The following is a 15,243-nucleotide window of genomic DNA, read 5'->3' as shown; positions in this document are numbered from 1 at the left end:
TGATCGGGGAAGGATTGCCTGATGACCTATGAGCCGATTGACTACCTGCCGTATGATTTCGCCAACCGTCGCCACATCGGGCCTTCGCCCGAGGAAATGGCGCAGATGTTCGACGTGCTGGGCGTGGACGGGCTGGACACGCTGATCGCGCAGACCGTGCCCGCCGACATTCGCTGGGACGGCGCACTGGACTGGGGCAAGGCCCTGTCCGAGCGCGAGGTCATCCACCGCCTGCACGAGGTGGCGCAGAAGAACAAGGTCCTGACTTCGCTCATCGGGCAGGGATACCACGGCACCGTGACGCCGCCCGCGATCCAGCGCAACATCCTCGAGAACCCCGCCTGGTACACGGCCTATACGCCCTACCAGCCGGAGATCTCGCAGGGGCGGCTCGAGGCGCTGCTGAATTACCAGACCATGGTGTGCGACCTGACCGGCCTGCCGGTGGCCAATGCCTCGCTTCTGGACGAGGCCACCGCCTGTGCCGAGGCGATGACCATGGCGCAGCGGGTGGCCAAGTCCAAGGCGGTCGCCTTCTTTGTCGACGAGGGCTGTCACCCGCAGAACATCGCCGTGATGAAGACGCGGGCCGAGCCGCTGGGGATCGAGGTCATCGTCGGGCCCGTGGACCAGCTGGACGCGACGCAGGTCTATGGCGCGATCTTCCAGTATCCCGGCACCCACGGCCACTTGCGGGATGTCACGCCCGAGATCGAGGCCCTGCATGCGGCGGGGGCGGTGGCGGTGGTCAGCGCCGACCCGATGGCGCTGTGCCTGCTGAAGGAGCCGGGGGCCATGGGCGCCGATATCGCTGTCGGCTCGACCCAGCGCTTTGGCGTGCCGGTCGGCTACGGCGGGCCGCACGCCGCATACATGGCCTGCAAGGACGACATGAAGCGCGCCATGCCGGGCCGCATCGTCGGCATCTCCATCGACAGCCACGGCAACAAGGCCTATCGCCTCGCCCTGCAAACGCGCGAGCAGCACATCCGGCGCGAGAAGGCGACCTCGAACGTCTGTACCGCGCAGGCGCTTCTGGCGGTGATGGCCGGGTTCTACGCCGTCTTCCACGGCCCCAAGGGCTTGCGCGCCATCGCCCAGCGCATCCATCGCAAGACCGCGCGCCTGGCCAAGGGGCTGGAGGCGGCGGGCTTTGCCGTCGAACCCAAATCGTTCTTCGACACCATCACGGTGGACGTCGGCCTTTTGCAGCGCGGCGTGTTGCAGGCGGCGGTGCGCGAGGGGCTGAACCTGCGCAAGGTCGGCAAGACCAAGGTGGGCATCACCCTGGACGAGCGCACCCGCCCCTCGACCATCGAAGCCGTGTGGCGCGCCTTTGGCCTGATCCGCAAGGATGATCCTGCAGAGTCGGAATACCGCCTGCCCGACGCGCTGATCCGCCAGACGGAGTACCTCCAGCACGAGGTGTTCCACATGAACCGCGCCGAGACCGAGATGATGCGCTACATGCGCCGCCTCGCCGACCGCGACCTCGCGCTGGACCGCGCCATGATCCCGCTCGGCTCCTGCACGATGAAGCTGAACGCCGCGGTCGAGATGATGCCGGTGTCGTGGCGCGAGTTCTCGATGATCCACCCCTACGCGCCCAAGGATCAGGCCAAGGGCTATGCCGAGCTGATCGGCGACCTGTCCGACAAGCTGTGCCAGATCACCGGCTACGATGGCTTCTCGATGCAGCCGAATAGCGGCGCGCAGGGGGAATATGCCGGTTTGCTGACGATCCGCGACTGGCAGGCCGCGCGCGGGCAAGGGCAGCGCAACGTCTGCCTGATCCCGGTCAACGCCCATGGCACCAACCCGGCCAGCGCGCATATGGTCGGCTGGAAGGTCGTCGCGGTGAAATGCGACGAGCAGGGCTCCATCGACCTCGATGACTTCCGCGCCAAGGCCGAAAAGCACTCGGACATGCTGGCGGCCTGCATGATCACCTACCCCTCGACCCACGGCGTGTTCGAGGAAACGGTCAAGCAGGTCTGCGCCATCACCCATGAACACGGCGGGCAGGTCTACATCGACGGCGCGAACATGAACGCCATGGTCGGCCTGTCGCGGCCCGGTGACCTCGGCGGCGACGTCAGCCACCTGAACCTGCATAAGACCTTCTGCATCCCACATGGTGGCGGCGGCCCCGGCATGGGGCCGATCGGGGTCAAGGCGCACCTGATCCCGCATCTTCCGGGCGATCCCAACGGCGGCGAGGGCGCGGTCTCGGCGGCGGCCTTCGGCTCTCCGTCGCTGCTGCCGATCTCGTGGACCTACTGCCTGATGATGGGCGGCAAAGGGCTGACACAGGCGACCCGCATCGCGATCCTGAATGCCAACTACATCGCCAAGCGGCTCGAAGGCGCGTTTGACGTGCTCTATCGCGGCGGCAAGGGCTGGGTGGCGCATGAGTGCATCCTCGACGTTCGCCCCTTCGAGAAGACGGCAGGCGTCACGGTCGAGGACATCGCCAAGCGCCTGATGGACGCGGGCTTCCACGCGCCGACCATGAGCTGGCCCGTGGCGGGAACGCTGATGGTGGAACCGACGGAGTCGGAGACCAAGGCCGAACTGGACCGCTTCTGCGACGCGATGCTGGCGATCCGCGCGGAAATCCGCGCCATTGAGGAAGGCGAAATGGACCGCGAGGTCAATCCGCTCAAGATGGCGCCGCACACGATGGAAGACCTCGTGCGCGACTGGGACCGCCCCTACACCCGTGAACAGGGCTGCTTCCCGCCGGGCGCCTTCCGTGTCGACAAGTATTGGCCGCCGGTCAACCGCGTCGACAACGTCTATGGCGACCGTCACCTGGTCTGCACCTGCCCGCCGATGGAGGAGCTTGCAGAAGCGGCGGAATAAGGGGCGCTGCCCCTTCTTCTCCTGCGGAGAATTCATCCCCGAGGGTATTTTGAAAACCAAAGAAGAGCAGGCGGCGCGCCCCCCTGTTCTATGGTTTCAGAAATACCCTCGGGGGAGGCCGCAGGCCGGGGGCAGCGCCCCCTACGCTCTTGCAGCCAGCGCGACGTCAGCGTGGAATCGAGCTGTTTCCTCGGTACGCAACGCCGGATCAGGCAGGCGCAGGATGTAGCTCGGGTGGACCGTGACCAGCAGTTGCCGACCATCCGGCGTTTCCTCGAACTGACCGCGACGTTTCAGGAGGTCCTTGCGCGTGCCGGTCAGGCTTTCCAGCGCGGTGCCACCCAGCGCAATCAGCAACCGGGGTTTCACGCGCTCGATCTCCAGGTCGAGCCACCATTTGCAGTGGTGGATTTCGTCCCGATCCGGGTTCTGGTGCAGGCGGCGCTTGCCCCGAGGCTGGAACTTGAAATGCTTGACGGCATTGGTGATGTAGACCCCGCTCCGGTCGATCCCCGCATCGCTCAGCGCCCTGTCAAAGACTTGCCCGGCAGGTCCGGTGAAGGGGCGCCCGGTGAGGTCCTCGGTATCGCCCGGCTGCTCTCCGACGAACATAAGCCGCGCGTCCAGCGGCCCCTCCCCCGGCACCGGCTGCGTCGCGTTTTCCCACAGCGGGCAGCGTCGGCAGCCCTGCAAAGCGGTCAGGAACTGGTCCTGTGTCTGCAAGCGCTCCGCCTGCTCCGCGTGCAATCGGTCGAGGATCGGCGCGGCGCGGGCGGGGGCCAGCGTCGGGGCCTTGGCGGCCATCTCGGCGGCGCGGGCTTGCGCTGTCGCGATCATCTCGGGGATCAGCGCCGCCTCGGGCATGTTCTTCCAGTATTTCTTGGGCATCTCCGCCTGCATCGCCTTCACCTTCACCCGCGCGGGGTTGAAGATCGAGCGGAAGTAGGTGCGCCACAGATCCTCGGTCGCATCGTCGGAAATGTCCGGGCGCTCCCGGCCCTCGCTGAACGTCACCGTACCGTCGAACTGCGCCGTCACATGCGGCGTCACGATGGTCCAATCCATGTCACCAAAGCGTTTGGCAAAGAACGGCGCAGTGGGTTCCGTGATGTAGTGGGACGGCTCGAACCAGGCGGCAAAGGCGCGGCGGTTCGTCCCCGGCGCGCTGATCTCGCGAAAGCGCACGAAGGCGGTCATCTTGTGCTTGTCGCGGCTGACCTCCTTGGCCATCTTCGCCAGCTTCTCGACCCGCGGATCGGCGCGGTCCTCCAGCAGCCGCTTGTCCCGCTGCAGCGCGTGCAGCACGCCGTACAGCCGGGCAAAGCGCTCGGGATCGGAATGCCAGACCACCAGATTTGCCATCTGGATGAAGGCCTTGGAGGCAATTACCGGGCGGTCCCCCCTGGGCAGGGGGGCCGCGTCGGAAAACAGGTCCTGCGCCGCCGTGCCATGTGACCAGAGGATATCCTCCGGCGCGGTCCCGGCGCTCAGCAGGTCGCGCGCCGCGTCGCGCCAGGCGTCGAAGGTGCCGATGATGGGCAGGCTGACGCTGTGCATCAGAACAGCGAAAGCTGTTCCGGCGGCGGCGCAAAGCGGGCACGCAGGTCCACCGCATCCAGCCCGCGCGGGCTCCAGTCCAGCGCATGAATGAAGGGTTTCGCGTTCTTCAGATTCGCCCCCATCCGCCGCAGGTCGTCATAGCGCAACGTGCGGTGGACCCGCGTGGCGAGGATACGCCCCACGGTCTTTGTCCCGAAACCGGGAACGCGCAGCAGCACCTCCCTCGGCGCGCGGTTCACATCGACCGGAAAGTCATGACGGTTCGCCAGCGCCCAGGCCAGTTTCGGATCGATGTCCAGATCGAGGTTGCCGTCATTGCGGTTCGCCGTGATTTCGCTCACGTCGAAGCCATAAAACCGCATCAGCCAATCCGCCTGGTACAGCCGATGCTCGCGGATCAGCGGCGGCTTTACCAAAGGCAAAACGCGCGAGGCATCCGGGATCGGCGAAAAGGCCGAGTAATACACCCGCTTCAATTTATACGAACTGTAAAGGCGCGTGCTGCTTTGCAGGATCGTCGCGTCAGTCGCGCCATCGGCCCCGACGATCATCTGCGTCGACTGCCCGGCCGGGGCGAATTTCGGTGGCTTGCGCCCGGTGTGCGTCCGGTCCTTCTGCGCTTCCTTCAGCACGCGCACATCCGCCATCGCCTTGCGGATCTGGTCCGGCGATTTCTCGGGCGCGTAGTCCTTCACCGCGCGGTCGGTGGGCAGTTCGACGTTGATCGACAGGCGGTCGGCGTACAGCCCCGCCTGCTCGATCAGCTTCGGATCGGCGTCGGGAATGGTCTTGAGGTGGATGTAGCCGCGAAAATGGTGGTCGAGGCGCAGGCTGCGGGCGATACGCACCATGTCCGTCATCGTGTCGTCGGGCGAACGGATGATCCCCGAGGACAGGAACAGCCCTTCGATATAATTGCGTCGATAAAATTCCAGCGTGAGGTGAACGACTTCCTCGGGGGTGAACCGCGCGCGCTCGACGTTGCTGCTGACGCGATTCACGCAGTAGGCGCAGTCGTAAATGCAGAAATTTGTCATCAGAATCTTGAGCAGGCTGATGCAGCGCCCGTCCGGTGCGTAAGCATGACAGATCCCGGACCCGGTGGTGCTGCCAATGCCCTTTCCGTCGCGGGAATCCCGCCGCTGCCCTCCGCTGGACGCGCAGGAGGCATCGTATTTCGCGGCGTCCGACAGAATCGCCAGCTTCTGCTCAAGAGTCTTCGTGCTCATACGTTCATTCTATGTTCACGTTTTGGCGCGAACAAGAGAAGAACACATCACGTTACGGAGGGTTCAAGCAGTTTCCAGCAAGAAGGAAAACAGGTCGCGCAGGCGGCCCCACGTCGCCGCGTCCGAGGCGGCGAGCAGATAGCCCGTGGCGGTGTCCGCGCGGTAGTCCGATCCGTCCAGCATGGCGACATGGCCTCCCGCTTGCTGAATGGCGATGGCTCCTGCGGGTTGGTCCCAAGGCGTCAGCTTGCCGAACAGCACGAAATCCGCGTTGCCGGAGGCGACCATGCGCGCCTCGTGGCAGGCACAGCGCAACGAGGTCACGCGGGCAAAGCGCGGGAAGGTCGCAGCCATCTGGCCGCGCTTGTCCTCCGGGACCAGCGCCAGCGGGACAAAGCCGACGAGGTCCTCGATCGTGCCCCCCTGTGACGTGCGCACCGGTCGGCGCAGGTTGCGGGGCATGACCAGTTCGGTCGGATTGCCGGCGGCGGCCGTGATGAAGTCGTTGACCATCGGGTCATACAGCATCCCGTAAACCGGGGTGCCAAAGCGCAGGATCGACAGCATCACGCCGAACAGCGGCAGGCCCTTGGCGTAATTCCAGGTGCCGTCCACGGGGTCGATGGTGATGCACATCTCGGCCTCGGGGATCTTCTTGATGATCTCCGGGTTCTCGGAGGCGTGTTCCTCGCCAACGATCAGCGCATGGGGAAACATCGCCTGAAGCGCGCGGGCCAGCATCGCCTCGGCGCCCTTGTCGGCCTCGGTCACGAGGTCATGGATGCCGGTCTTGGTCGCAACCTCATGCGTGGACAGCTTGCGGAACCGCGGCAGGATCTCGGCCCGCGCGGTGCGACGGACAAGGTTCAGGACCTGCGCACGCTGCGCCATCGTCAGCGGCGCGGTCACGGTCATGGGAAGGGTGGCGGTCTGGGATTCGGTCATCTCGGCGGCTCCGGCAAGTTGCTGCGGTTGCAACATGCAGTGCCAGTGTCCCGCCCCGGGTGCAAGGCCGGGCGGGGGTGGCATGGTGTCCGGTCGATGCCCCGGCAAGGGCCGCGCGCCAGACCCGGCGCGCGACAGGTCCGGTTATCCCGGACGCTTCTGCAAAAGTTGCAGCACGTCGGCCATCTCCGGCCCGCGCTCGCGCCCGGTGATCGCCTTGCGCAGCGGCATGAACAGACCCTTGCCCTTCCGGCCCGTCTTGTCCTTCACCGCATCGGTGAAGCCCTTCCAGGCGTCAGCCCCGTAAGGCGGCTCACCCAGCAGCGGCAGCGCCTCGGCGATGAAGTCGCGGTCCTCATCGGCCACCAGCGGCTCCGCCCCGTCACGGAACAGCGACCACCAGTCCGCCATCTCCTTGCGGGTGCGGATGTTCTCGCGCACGACGTTCCAGAACAGCGCGGCCTTGTCGTCCGGGACGCCCAGCGCCCGCACCTCGTCAGCCACCGCCTCCAGCGGCAGGCCGTGCAGCTTCTTCGCGGTCAGCGGGTACAGGTCCTCGGCGTCGAACTTCGTGGGCGCCGAGCCGAACTGCGACAGCTCCCAGCCCTCGGCGATCTCGTCGATGGACAGGCGCAGCTCGACCGGCTGCGACGATCCCAGCCGCGCCATCAGCGACAACAGCGCCTCCGGCTCGATGCCGTTCTCGCGCAGGTCCTTCAGCGCCAGCGTGCCAAGACGCTTCGACAGCGCCTCGCCCCCCGGGCCGGTCAGCAGCGAGAAATGCGCGAAATCCGGGGCCTTGTGGCCCAGCGCCTCGATCATCTGGATCTGCGTCGCGGTGTTGGTGACGTGGTCGTTGCCGCGCACCACGTAGGTGATGCCCATGTCCACGTCATCCACCACCGACGCCAGCGTATACAGGAACTGCCCGTCGGCGCGGATCAGCACCGGGTCCGACACGGACGCCGCGTCGATCGACACCGGGCCAAGGATGCCATCCGTCCATTCGATCCGCTCCTGATCCAGCTTGAACCGCCAGACGCCATTGCCGCGCTCTTCGCGCAGCTTGGCCTTTTCGTCGTCCGACAGCGCCAGCGCGGCACGGTCGTAGACCGGCGGCTTGCCCATGTTCAGCTGCTTCTTGCGCTTCAGGTCCAGCTCGGTCGGCGTCTCGAAAGCCTCGTAGAAACGGCCGTTCTCGCGCAGCTCCTGCGCCGCCTGCTCGTAGCGTTCCAGCCGCAGCGACTGGCGCTCCACCCGGTCCCACTCCAGCCCCAGCCATTCGAGGTCGCGCTTGATGCCGTCGACGTATTCTTCCTTCGACCGCTCCGGGTCGGTGTCGTCGATGCGCAGGATGAACGTACCGCCCGCCTTCTTGGCAATCAGGAAATTGAACAGCGCGGCGCGCAGGTTTCCGACGTGGATCCAGCCGGTGGGCGAGGGGGCAAAACGGGTGACGGTCATTGGATGGCCTCCTGAACGGGCGGCAAAGTTTCAAGCGGCGGTGTTTTCACGAAATGCGCGCCTTGTCCAGTTGGCGCAGGTCGAATCCCCTTTGCAGGCGCAGCATGACTTGCCATGGTAGCGGCAACAAAAGGTTTACGACGCACATGCAAATTCTCACCGTGACATTGAACCCGGCGCTGGACCTCGCAACCGCGACCGCCTCCGTTCAGCCGAACAAGAAGCTGCGCTGCGCACCCGAAAGTGCCGAGGCTGGCGGCGGCGGCGTCAACGTCGCCCGCGCCATCACGCAGCTGGGGGGCCGCGCGCAGGCCTGGGTGTCGCTTGGTGGCGCCAATGGCGACTGGCTGGGAGAGATCCTCGACACGCTGGAACTGGACTGGGCCAGCCTGCCCTCGCCCGGCCCGACGCGGCACAGCTTCTCCGTCACCGACGAGACCACCGCCGAGCAATACCGTTTCGTCCTCACCGGCCCCGAGTGGTCGGCCAAGCAACTGGCCGAGGTGCTGGACCTGATCGTCGATGCCAGCCCGCCCGACGCCATGGTGGTCTTTTCCGGCTCCATGCCCCCCGGGGCCGCGCCCGGTTTCCTGCCGCTGGCCTGCGCCCGCCTCGCGCCGCGCAAGGTGGTGATCGACACCTCCGGCCCGCATCTGGAACATCAGGCCAGCGGTCCCGCCCCCGCGCCCTTCGTCCTGCGCATGGACAGCCACGAGGCCATGGCGCTCTCGGGCCAACCTCTGACCACCCGCGCCGACAGCGCCGCCTATGCCGAGGTCCTGCGGACACGCGGCGCGGGCGAGATCGTCATCATCGCGCGCGGCAAGGACGGGTCGGTCATGGCGACGCCGGAGGGGCTTTGGCACACCTCGGCCGAGAACGACGTGGTGGTGTCCGCCATTGGCGCGGGGGACAGCTTTGTCGGTGGCTTCTGCATGTCCATCGCCGAGGGCCTCCCGCCCGAGGAAGCCCTGCGCCGCGGAGCCGCCGCCGCCGCTGCCGCCGTGATGAGCCCAGGCACCCAGCTGTGCCGCCCGGACGACTACGCCGAGATGCTGGCCCGTACGGAACTGATACAACTTTAGGAATATCAGCGGCGCGGAAGGATAGCCTGTCTGGCCCTCGCCTGCGCAGCATGTCACTCTGGCACCATGCGCCTGTTCGTTTCGCTGATCCTGCCGCCCGAGGCCCTCGACCCGCTGACTGCCCTGCAGGATCGCCTGCCCAATGGCCGCCCGGTGCCCGAGGAAAACCTGCACCTGACGCTTGCCTTCCTTGGCGACCAACCAGAATCTGCTGTCGAACCCCTGCACGACGCGCTGTCGACCCTGCGTGCCCTGCCCGTATCGCTGACCCTGTCGGGCGCGGCGCTGTTCGGCGGGCGCAGCGGGCAGGCGGCAGGGTTAGAGGCCGATGGCGGCGCGGCGCTGGTGCAACTGCACGACCGGGTAAAGGCCCGGCTGCATGGCGCTGGCATCTGCTTTGAACGCCGCCGCTTTCGGCCGCATGTGACCCTGACGCGACTGAAGGGCCACGCCGATGCCTCGGGCGTGCTGGCTGCGCTGGTGGGGGCCACGGTCGGCCCGGTCACCTGCTCCAGCTTTGCCCTGATGGAGTCGCACCTGCACCCGGATGGCGCGATCTACGAGGCGCTGTCGGTCTATCCCCTGGGCTGAGGCAGGTCGGGGAACATCCCCGACCTACGCAAAACGCGCGCCATCTGGGTGCTGGTGCGCGTGGACGGATCGGATGCGAGTATTTCCACCAAGAAGAAGCAACACGTGGTGCATTTGCCTCGGCGGCGGCATATCTGCTGTCGTATGACACGCACCGATCCAGACGCCTTTCGCGACATGGCCGAGGCCGCTTTGGCCAGCCTGCCCGAGCCCTTCCGCAGCCACGCCGCCGATGTGGTGCTGACCGTGGTGGATTGGCCACCGCAGGACATTCTCGACGATATGGAGATCGACGACCCCCTCGACCTGACGGGCCTCTACGAAGGCATCCCGCTGACCCACAAGTCGGTCAGCCATCCCTCGCCCTACCCCGACCGCGTCTGGCTGTTCCGCGAGCCGATCCTCGAGGAATGGCGTGATCGGGGCGATGTGGAACTGTCCGACCTCGTGACCCATGTGGTCGTGCACGAGATCGCGCATCATTTTGGCTGGTCCGACGACGATATCGCCAGCATCGACCGTTGGTGGGAATAAAGCCGCGAACGCACAACCATTGGTATTAGTTCCATAAATAACATACCGAAATTATTATAAAAAACTTGGAACGCCTGCCGCGCCCGACCGTTGTTCTCCCAGACACTAACGGGAGATACACCATGAAGACGTTTTACGCATCCGCCCTCGCCCTGACCGTTGCCGCCACCGGCGCTTTCGCTGAAAGCCACTCGGGCGCAGAGGCCACCATGACCGAAGACACCGCCGCGATGGAGTCGACGGACACCGGCATGGACACCGATGCCAAGCTGATCCGCACCCGCGACATCACGGGCGGCAACATCTACACCATGAACGCAGCCAACGACGAAGGCTCCGCCTGGGACATGACCTATGACGCCGTGGGCGACGACTGGAATGACATCGGTGAGATCGAGGACATCGTCCTGGACTCCAACGGCCAGATGATCGGCGTCGTGGCCGAGGTCGGTGGCTTCCTCGACATCGGTGACAAGCACGTCATGCTGGAACTGGCCGACGTGAAGCTGGTGCCGGTGGATGACAAGACCTACGCCATCGTGACGCGCCTGAACGAGGAGCAGCTCGAGGCCAAGGAAGACATCGACGAAGCCTTCTGGAACTGATCCAGCCAAGGTATTACAAGAGAAGGGGCCCGCGTGGCCCCTTTTTCACGTCCGGTCGTTTTCCTGCCGAAGGTCGTCCCGAAACCGGGTCACCAACGCCTCCCACTCGGCGGCGTAGTTTGCCAGCCGTTTCGCGTCTTTCGCCGCGTTCAGCCAGGGACGGCGATGGCCGACGACCATGACGTCCTTGCCGTTGATGTGCGTCATATGCGCCACCTTCATGTAAGGCACGAAGGCATCGCAGCGCAGGTCCGGGCGCGCGGCGTGCAACCAGGCGTAGACCTCGACCGGCAGGTTGTAGGACAGCCACAGGTCCGTCAGCGTCCCGATCCGCGCCAGCCCCCGGTAGGCCAAGGGGTCCGTCGCCAGCGCGGCGAGGCGCAGTTCCTGTAGCGGCAGACCCAGCAGCGCATCGAACCCGTCGAGCGGCTGTTTCTCCCAGATGCCGCCGCTGATCGCCAGCGCCTGCAACCCGGTCAGCGCCGCCAGCGGCGCGAGGTCGGTGGTCTTGCGGAAGTCCGTTAGCACCAGCACGCGCAGCCCGGTCAGGGCGCGCAGGCCGTCCAGTGTTTCCAGCTTTGGCAGCCATGTCAGCGACAGGCGGTCGAGGCGCGGCAGCTGGGCCAGCGGGGCAAGGTCCGTGGCGCGCAACCCCTTGAACCCCAAAGCCCTGACGTCCAGCAACCCGCAGATCTTCCCCAATTCTCGCTGGCTCACCCGCCAGGCATAGCCCACCTCGCCCCGGATCGGCGCATCCAGCCCCGACACCGCGTGGAAGGTGCCATCCACCCAAAGATGCGCGCCCTTCGGTTGCGGCAGCGGCGAGCGTCCCGAGGCCCCGACGATATCGGCATGAAGGCCCTCGAACCCGGGGAACGCCGGTTTACTCATCGCGCCAGCGGTTGACGATGGGATAGCGGCGGTCCAGCCAGAAGGCGCGCGGGGTCAGGCGGGCGCCGGGGGCGGATTGGTGGCGCTTGTACTCGCTGATGTAGATCAGGTGCTGCACGCGCATCGCGTCTTCGCGGCTGTACCCGGCGGCGACGCAATCCGCGACCGACCCGTCCTGATCGACAAGGATGTCGAGGATCGCGTCCAGCACCGGGTAATCGGGCAGCGAGTCGCTGTCCTTCTGGTCGGCGCGCAGCTCGGCGCTGGGGGGTTTGGTGATGATCCGGTCGGGGATCACCTCGCCCTCCGGTCCCTTCATCCACGCGCGGTGATTGGCGTTGCGCCAGCGGCAGGTCTCGAAGACCCGCATTTTATACAGGTCCTTGATCGGGTTGTAGCCACCCGCCATGTCGCCGTAGATCGTGGCGTAGCCCACCGCCACCTCGGACTTGTTGCCCGTGGTCAGCAGCATCTCGCCGAACTTGTTCGACAGCGCCATCAGCAGCAGCCCGCGCAGGCGGCTTTGGATGTTTTCCTCGGCCAAATCGGATTTCGTGCCTTCGAACAGCGGTGCGAGGGTCCGCGTGATCGCATCGCGCCCCTCGGTGATCGGGACAAAGTCATAGCGCACGCCCAGCGCCTCGGCGCAGGCCTTGGCGTCTTCCAACGAATGTTCAGACGTGTACTCGGACGGCAGCATCACGCACCGCACGTTCTCCGGGCCCAGCGCATCGGTGGCAATCGTCGCAACCAGCGCGGAATCGACGCCGCCGGACATGCCCAGCAGCACCTTGCCGAACCCCGTCTTGCGGCAATAATCCCGCAAAGCCAACACCATGACGGCGTAATCCTGCTCCCACTCGCCGGGATGGCGGTCAAAGCGCCCCTCGGCGCAGACCCAGCCCCCGGCCTCGCGGGTGAAGTCCACCGTTTCCACGACCTCTTCCATCACCGGCAGTTGCACGGCGGGCGCGCCATGGGCGTTCAACACAAACGACCCACCGTCGAACACCTGGTCATCCTGCCCGCCGACCATGTTCAGATAGGCCAGCGGCAGGCCGCTCTCGACCACGCGCGCCACCATCTTGTTCAACCGCGTCTCGAACTTGTTGCGGAAGTAGGGCGAGCCGTTGGGCACCACGAGGATCTCCGCCCCCGATTCCTCCAGCGCCTCCACGACATCCGGATACCAGGCATCCTCGCAGATCGGCATCCCGATGCGCACGCCATTGATATTCACCGGCCCCTGCAACTGATCGCGCGAGAACAGGCGCACCTCGTCGAAGACATTGAAATTCGGCAGGAAATACTTGTGCACCACCGCCGAGACCTTGCCATCCTGCAAGACGTAGTAGGAATTGTGCAGCTTCGTCCCCTCGGGGCAGGGTCCGCCGATCGCCAGCGCCGGACCATCGACGATCTGCTTGGCCAAGTCTTCAACAGCCGCCACAGCATCGTTGATGAAGGCAGGCTTCATCACCAGGTCCTGTGTCTGGTAGCCGGTGATGAACATCTCGGGCAGCGCCACGAGGTCGGCCCCCGCGTCACGGCCCGCCTGCCACGCGGCCAGCGCCTTGGCGGCGTTGCCCTTCAGGTCCCCGACAGTGGGGTTCAGCTGTGCCATCGTCAGGCGGAAACGGTCGGTCATGGCGCGTCCTCTCTTTGGGGACTGACATAGCAGACCTGTCCGGGGAGGGAAGGCAATGAAACCATTGCCCCGCACCGCCCCCTCCTTTACCTATTGGCCCCGACCAAGGACCCGCCGGGAGGGGCGCACCCATGAAATCCACCGCCATTCTCATGCTGACCGCGCTCTCCCTGTCTGTCGGGGGCATGGCGCAGGCCCAGGACGTCGAGACCAAGGAATACGACGACGGTGGCGTCTACGAGGGCACCTTCGAAAACGGGCTCCAGCACGGCACCGGCACCTACCGCCTGCCGAACGGCTACGAATACACCGGCGACTGGGTGCAGGGCGAAATTCGCGGCGACGGCGTGGCGCGTTTCCCCAATGGGTCGATCTACGAAGGCCAGTTCGCCAAGGGCAAGCCCGAGGGCATGGGCAAGATCACCTTTGCCGACGGCGGCACCTACGAAGGCTCGTGGCTGGATGGCAAGATCACCGGTCAGGGCGTGGCGATCTACGCCAATGGCGTCCGCTACGAAGGCTCCTTCCGCAACGCGCTGCACCACGGGCGCGGCGTGATGACTGCGCCCAACGGCTATGTCTACGACGGCCAGTGGGTGAACGGCGTGAAGGAAGGCAACGGCAAGATCACCTACCCCGACGGCTCGGTCTACGAGGGGCGGGTGGCGGATGGCGAACGCGACGGCACCGGCAAGCTGGTGATGACCGACGGGCTGACCTACGAAGGCACCTGGCGCGACGGCCAGATCGACGGGCGCGGCAAGCTGACCCAGCCCAATGGCGACATCTACGAGGGCGACCTGGTGGATGGCCGCCGCGAAGGCCAGGGCAAGGTCACCTACAAGAACGGCGACACCTACGACGGCGCCTTCAACAACGACCAGCGTCACGGCATCGGCACCTTCGTCGGGCAGGATGGCTACACCTACACCGGCAACTGGATCACCGGCCAGATCGAGGGCAAGGGCCGCGTGACCTACCCGGACGGCTCGGTCTACGAGGGCGACTTCACCGGCGATCTGGCGAATGGGACCGGCAAGATCACCTACCCCTCGGGTGCGACCTATGACGGCACCTGGGTCGATGGCGTGATCGAGGGGCGCGGCATTGCCACCTACCCCAACGGGCTGGTCTATGAGGGCGACTTCGTCAACGCGCGCAACGAGGGCAAGGGCGTGATGACCTACCCCGACGGCTACCGCTACGAAGGCGACTGGAAGGACGGCGAGCGCCACGGGCGCGGCACCGCCACCTATCCCGACGGCACGGTCTACGAAGGCCAGTTCCGCGACGGGCTGCGCCACGGGCAGGGCACCATCGTGATGCCCTCGGGCTTCCGCTACGAAGGCGACTGGGCCGATGGCGAAATCAACGGCCAGGGCGTGGCGACCTATGCCAACGGCGACGTCTACGAGGGGACCTTCGTCAAGGGCAAGCGCGAGGGCGATGGCACCATGCGCTATTCCACCGGAGAGCAGGCCACCGGCGAATGGATCGGCGGCGCGCTGACGAAGAATTCGACCACGACGCCCGCCCCGGAGGCGGCTGCCGAACCCGAGGTTCCCGCCGACCAGTGAGGGTTTCGCCGCGCTTGCGCGCGGCGACCGGCGCGCGGCCCTGCGGACCGCGCGCATGCGGGCTCTGCTCCCCGCCCAAAGCTAAGGTCTGTCGTGCTGTCGCACGACAGGTGGGGGCTCTGCCCCCAGACCCCCGAGGGTATTTGGATCAAGATGAAGGGAAAGCGGCGCTTTTTTGGAGGGGTTTAACGATTTGGCCCTGATGATGCGCTGGGGCTGTTAAGACAGGTTTCTTTCCGGCCGGAACAC

12 protein-coding genes are annotated in these 15,243 nt (G+C 65.9%); 6 read left to right on the top strand and 6 right to left on the bottom strand.

All coding sequences use genetic code 11. The features are described 5' to 3' along the window. Window positions 1-21 precede the first annotated feature (21 nt). Window positions 22-2,865 carry an aminomethyl-transferring glycine dehydrogenase gene (gcvP, locus tag ACP16H_RS07225; protein WP_425071593.1) on the top strand — a complete coding sequence of 948 codons (2,844 nt, stop codon included), beginning with the start codon at window positions 22-24 and terminating at the stop codon, window positions 2,863-2,865. A gap of 141 nt (window positions 2,866-3,006) precedes the next feature. Here the strand turns inward: gcvP and ACP16H_RS07220 are convergent, their stop codons facing one another. The 4 genes from ACP16H_RS07220 to gltX form a co-directional block, all read right to left on the bottom strand. Further along, window positions 3,007-4,422, bottom strand: a complete 1,416-nt coding sequence (locus tag ACP16H_RS07220) for a UdgX family uracil-DNA binding protein (RefSeq protein ID WP_425071592.1) — start codon at window positions 4,420-4,422, stop codon at window positions 3,007-3,009. Next, window positions 4,422-5,654 (bottom strand): putative DNA modification/repair radical SAM protein, encoded by a 1,233-nt coding sequence (locus tag ACP16H_RS07215; protein ID WP_425071591.1) that lies wholly within the window; start codon window positions 5,652-5,654, stop codon window positions 4,422-4,424. Before ACP16H_RS07215 ends, ACP16H_RS07220 begins: the two co-directional genes overlap by 1 nt. A 63-nt stretch (window positions 5,655-5,717) precedes the next feature. Next, on the bottom strand, window positions 5,718-6,599 hold the full coding sequence (locus ACP16H_RS07210; protein WP_425071590.1) for an inositol monophosphatase family protein: 882 nt from the start codon (window positions 6,597-6,599) through the stop codon (window positions 5,718-5,720). Window positions 6,600-6,743: 144 nt separating this feature from the next. After that, window positions 6,744-8,063, bottom strand: a complete 1,320-nt coding sequence (gene gltX, locus ACP16H_RS07205; protein WP_425071589.1) for a glutamate--tRNA ligase — start codon at window positions 8,061-8,063, stop codon at window positions 6,744-6,746. Between the two features lie 146 nt (window positions 8,064-8,209). Between gltX and ACP16H_RS07200 the strand changes: the two genes are divergently transcribed. The 4 genes from ACP16H_RS07200 (at window position 8,210) to ACP16H_RS07185 (ending at window position 10,878) form a co-directional block, all read left to right on the top strand. Continuing rightward, a complete protein-coding gene (locus ACP16H_RS07200) occupies window positions 8,210-9,148 on the top strand; it encodes a 1-phosphofructokinase family hexose kinase (RefSeq protein WP_425071588.1) in 939 nt (312 codons plus the stop codon). Window positions 9,149-9,214: 66 nt separating this feature from the next. Continuing rightward, entirely contained in the window at window positions 9,215-9,739 is a 525-nt protein-coding gene (gene thpR, locus ACP16H_RS07195) for an RNA 2',3'-cyclic phosphodiesterase (RefSeq protein ID WP_425071587.1), read from the top strand. Between the two features lie 144 nt (window positions 9,740-9,883). Next, the gene (locus ACP16H_RS07190; RefSeq protein ID WP_425071586.1) at window positions 9,884-10,273 is read left to right on the top strand and encodes a metallopeptidase family protein; all 390 of its coding nucleotides are present in this window, start codon (window positions 9,884-9,886) and stop codon (window positions 10,271-10,273) included. Window positions 10,274-10,395: 122 nt separating this feature from the next. Beyond that, window positions 10,396-10,878 carry a PRC-barrel domain-containing protein gene (locus ACP16H_RS07185; protein ID WP_425071585.1) on the top strand — a complete coding sequence of 161 codons (483 nt, stop codon included), beginning with the start codon at window positions 10,396-10,398 and terminating at the stop codon, window positions 10,876-10,878. 45 nt (window positions 10,879-10,923) lie between these two features. Here ACP16H_RS07185 and ACP16H_RS07180 read toward each other — a convergent pair whose 3' ends face one another. Both ACP16H_RS07180 and ACP16H_RS07175 read right to left on the bottom strand, forming a co-directional pair. Then, complete coding sequence (locus ACP16H_RS07180) at window positions 10,924-11,769, bottom strand: hypothetical protein (RefSeq protein WP_425071584.1); 846 nt, start codon at window positions 11,767-11,769, stop codon at window positions 10,924-10,926. Next, window positions 11,762-13,417 carry an NAD+ synthase gene (locus ACP16H_RS07175; protein ID WP_425071583.1) on the bottom strand — a complete coding sequence of 552 codons (1,656 nt, stop codon included), beginning with the start codon at window positions 13,415-13,417 and terminating at the stop codon, window positions 11,762-11,764. The genes ACP16H_RS07180 and ACP16H_RS07175 overlap by 8 nt, the downstream gene beginning before the upstream one ends. A gap of 131 nt (window positions 13,418-13,548) precedes the next feature. Here ACP16H_RS07175 and ACP16H_RS07170 point away from each other — a divergent pair, with 131 nt between their 5' ends. Then, window positions 13,549-14,994, top strand: coding sequence for an MORN repeat-containing protein (locus tag ACP16H_RS07170; RefSeq protein ID WP_425071582.1), 1,446 nt, complete (start codon window positions 13,549-13,551; stop codon window positions 14,992-14,994). The last annotated feature ends 249 nt before the right edge of the window (window positions 14,995-15,243 follow it).

The sequence above is a fragment of the Sagittula sp. S175 genome (assembly GCF_049800975.1).
Taxonomy (GTDB): domain Bacteria; phylum Pseudomonadota; class Alphaproteobacteria; order Rhodobacterales; family Rhodobacteraceae; genus Sagittula.
The sequence above is the reverse complement of the archived record's forward strand: the minus strand, read 5'-3'. Positions and strand labels throughout refer to the sequence as shown.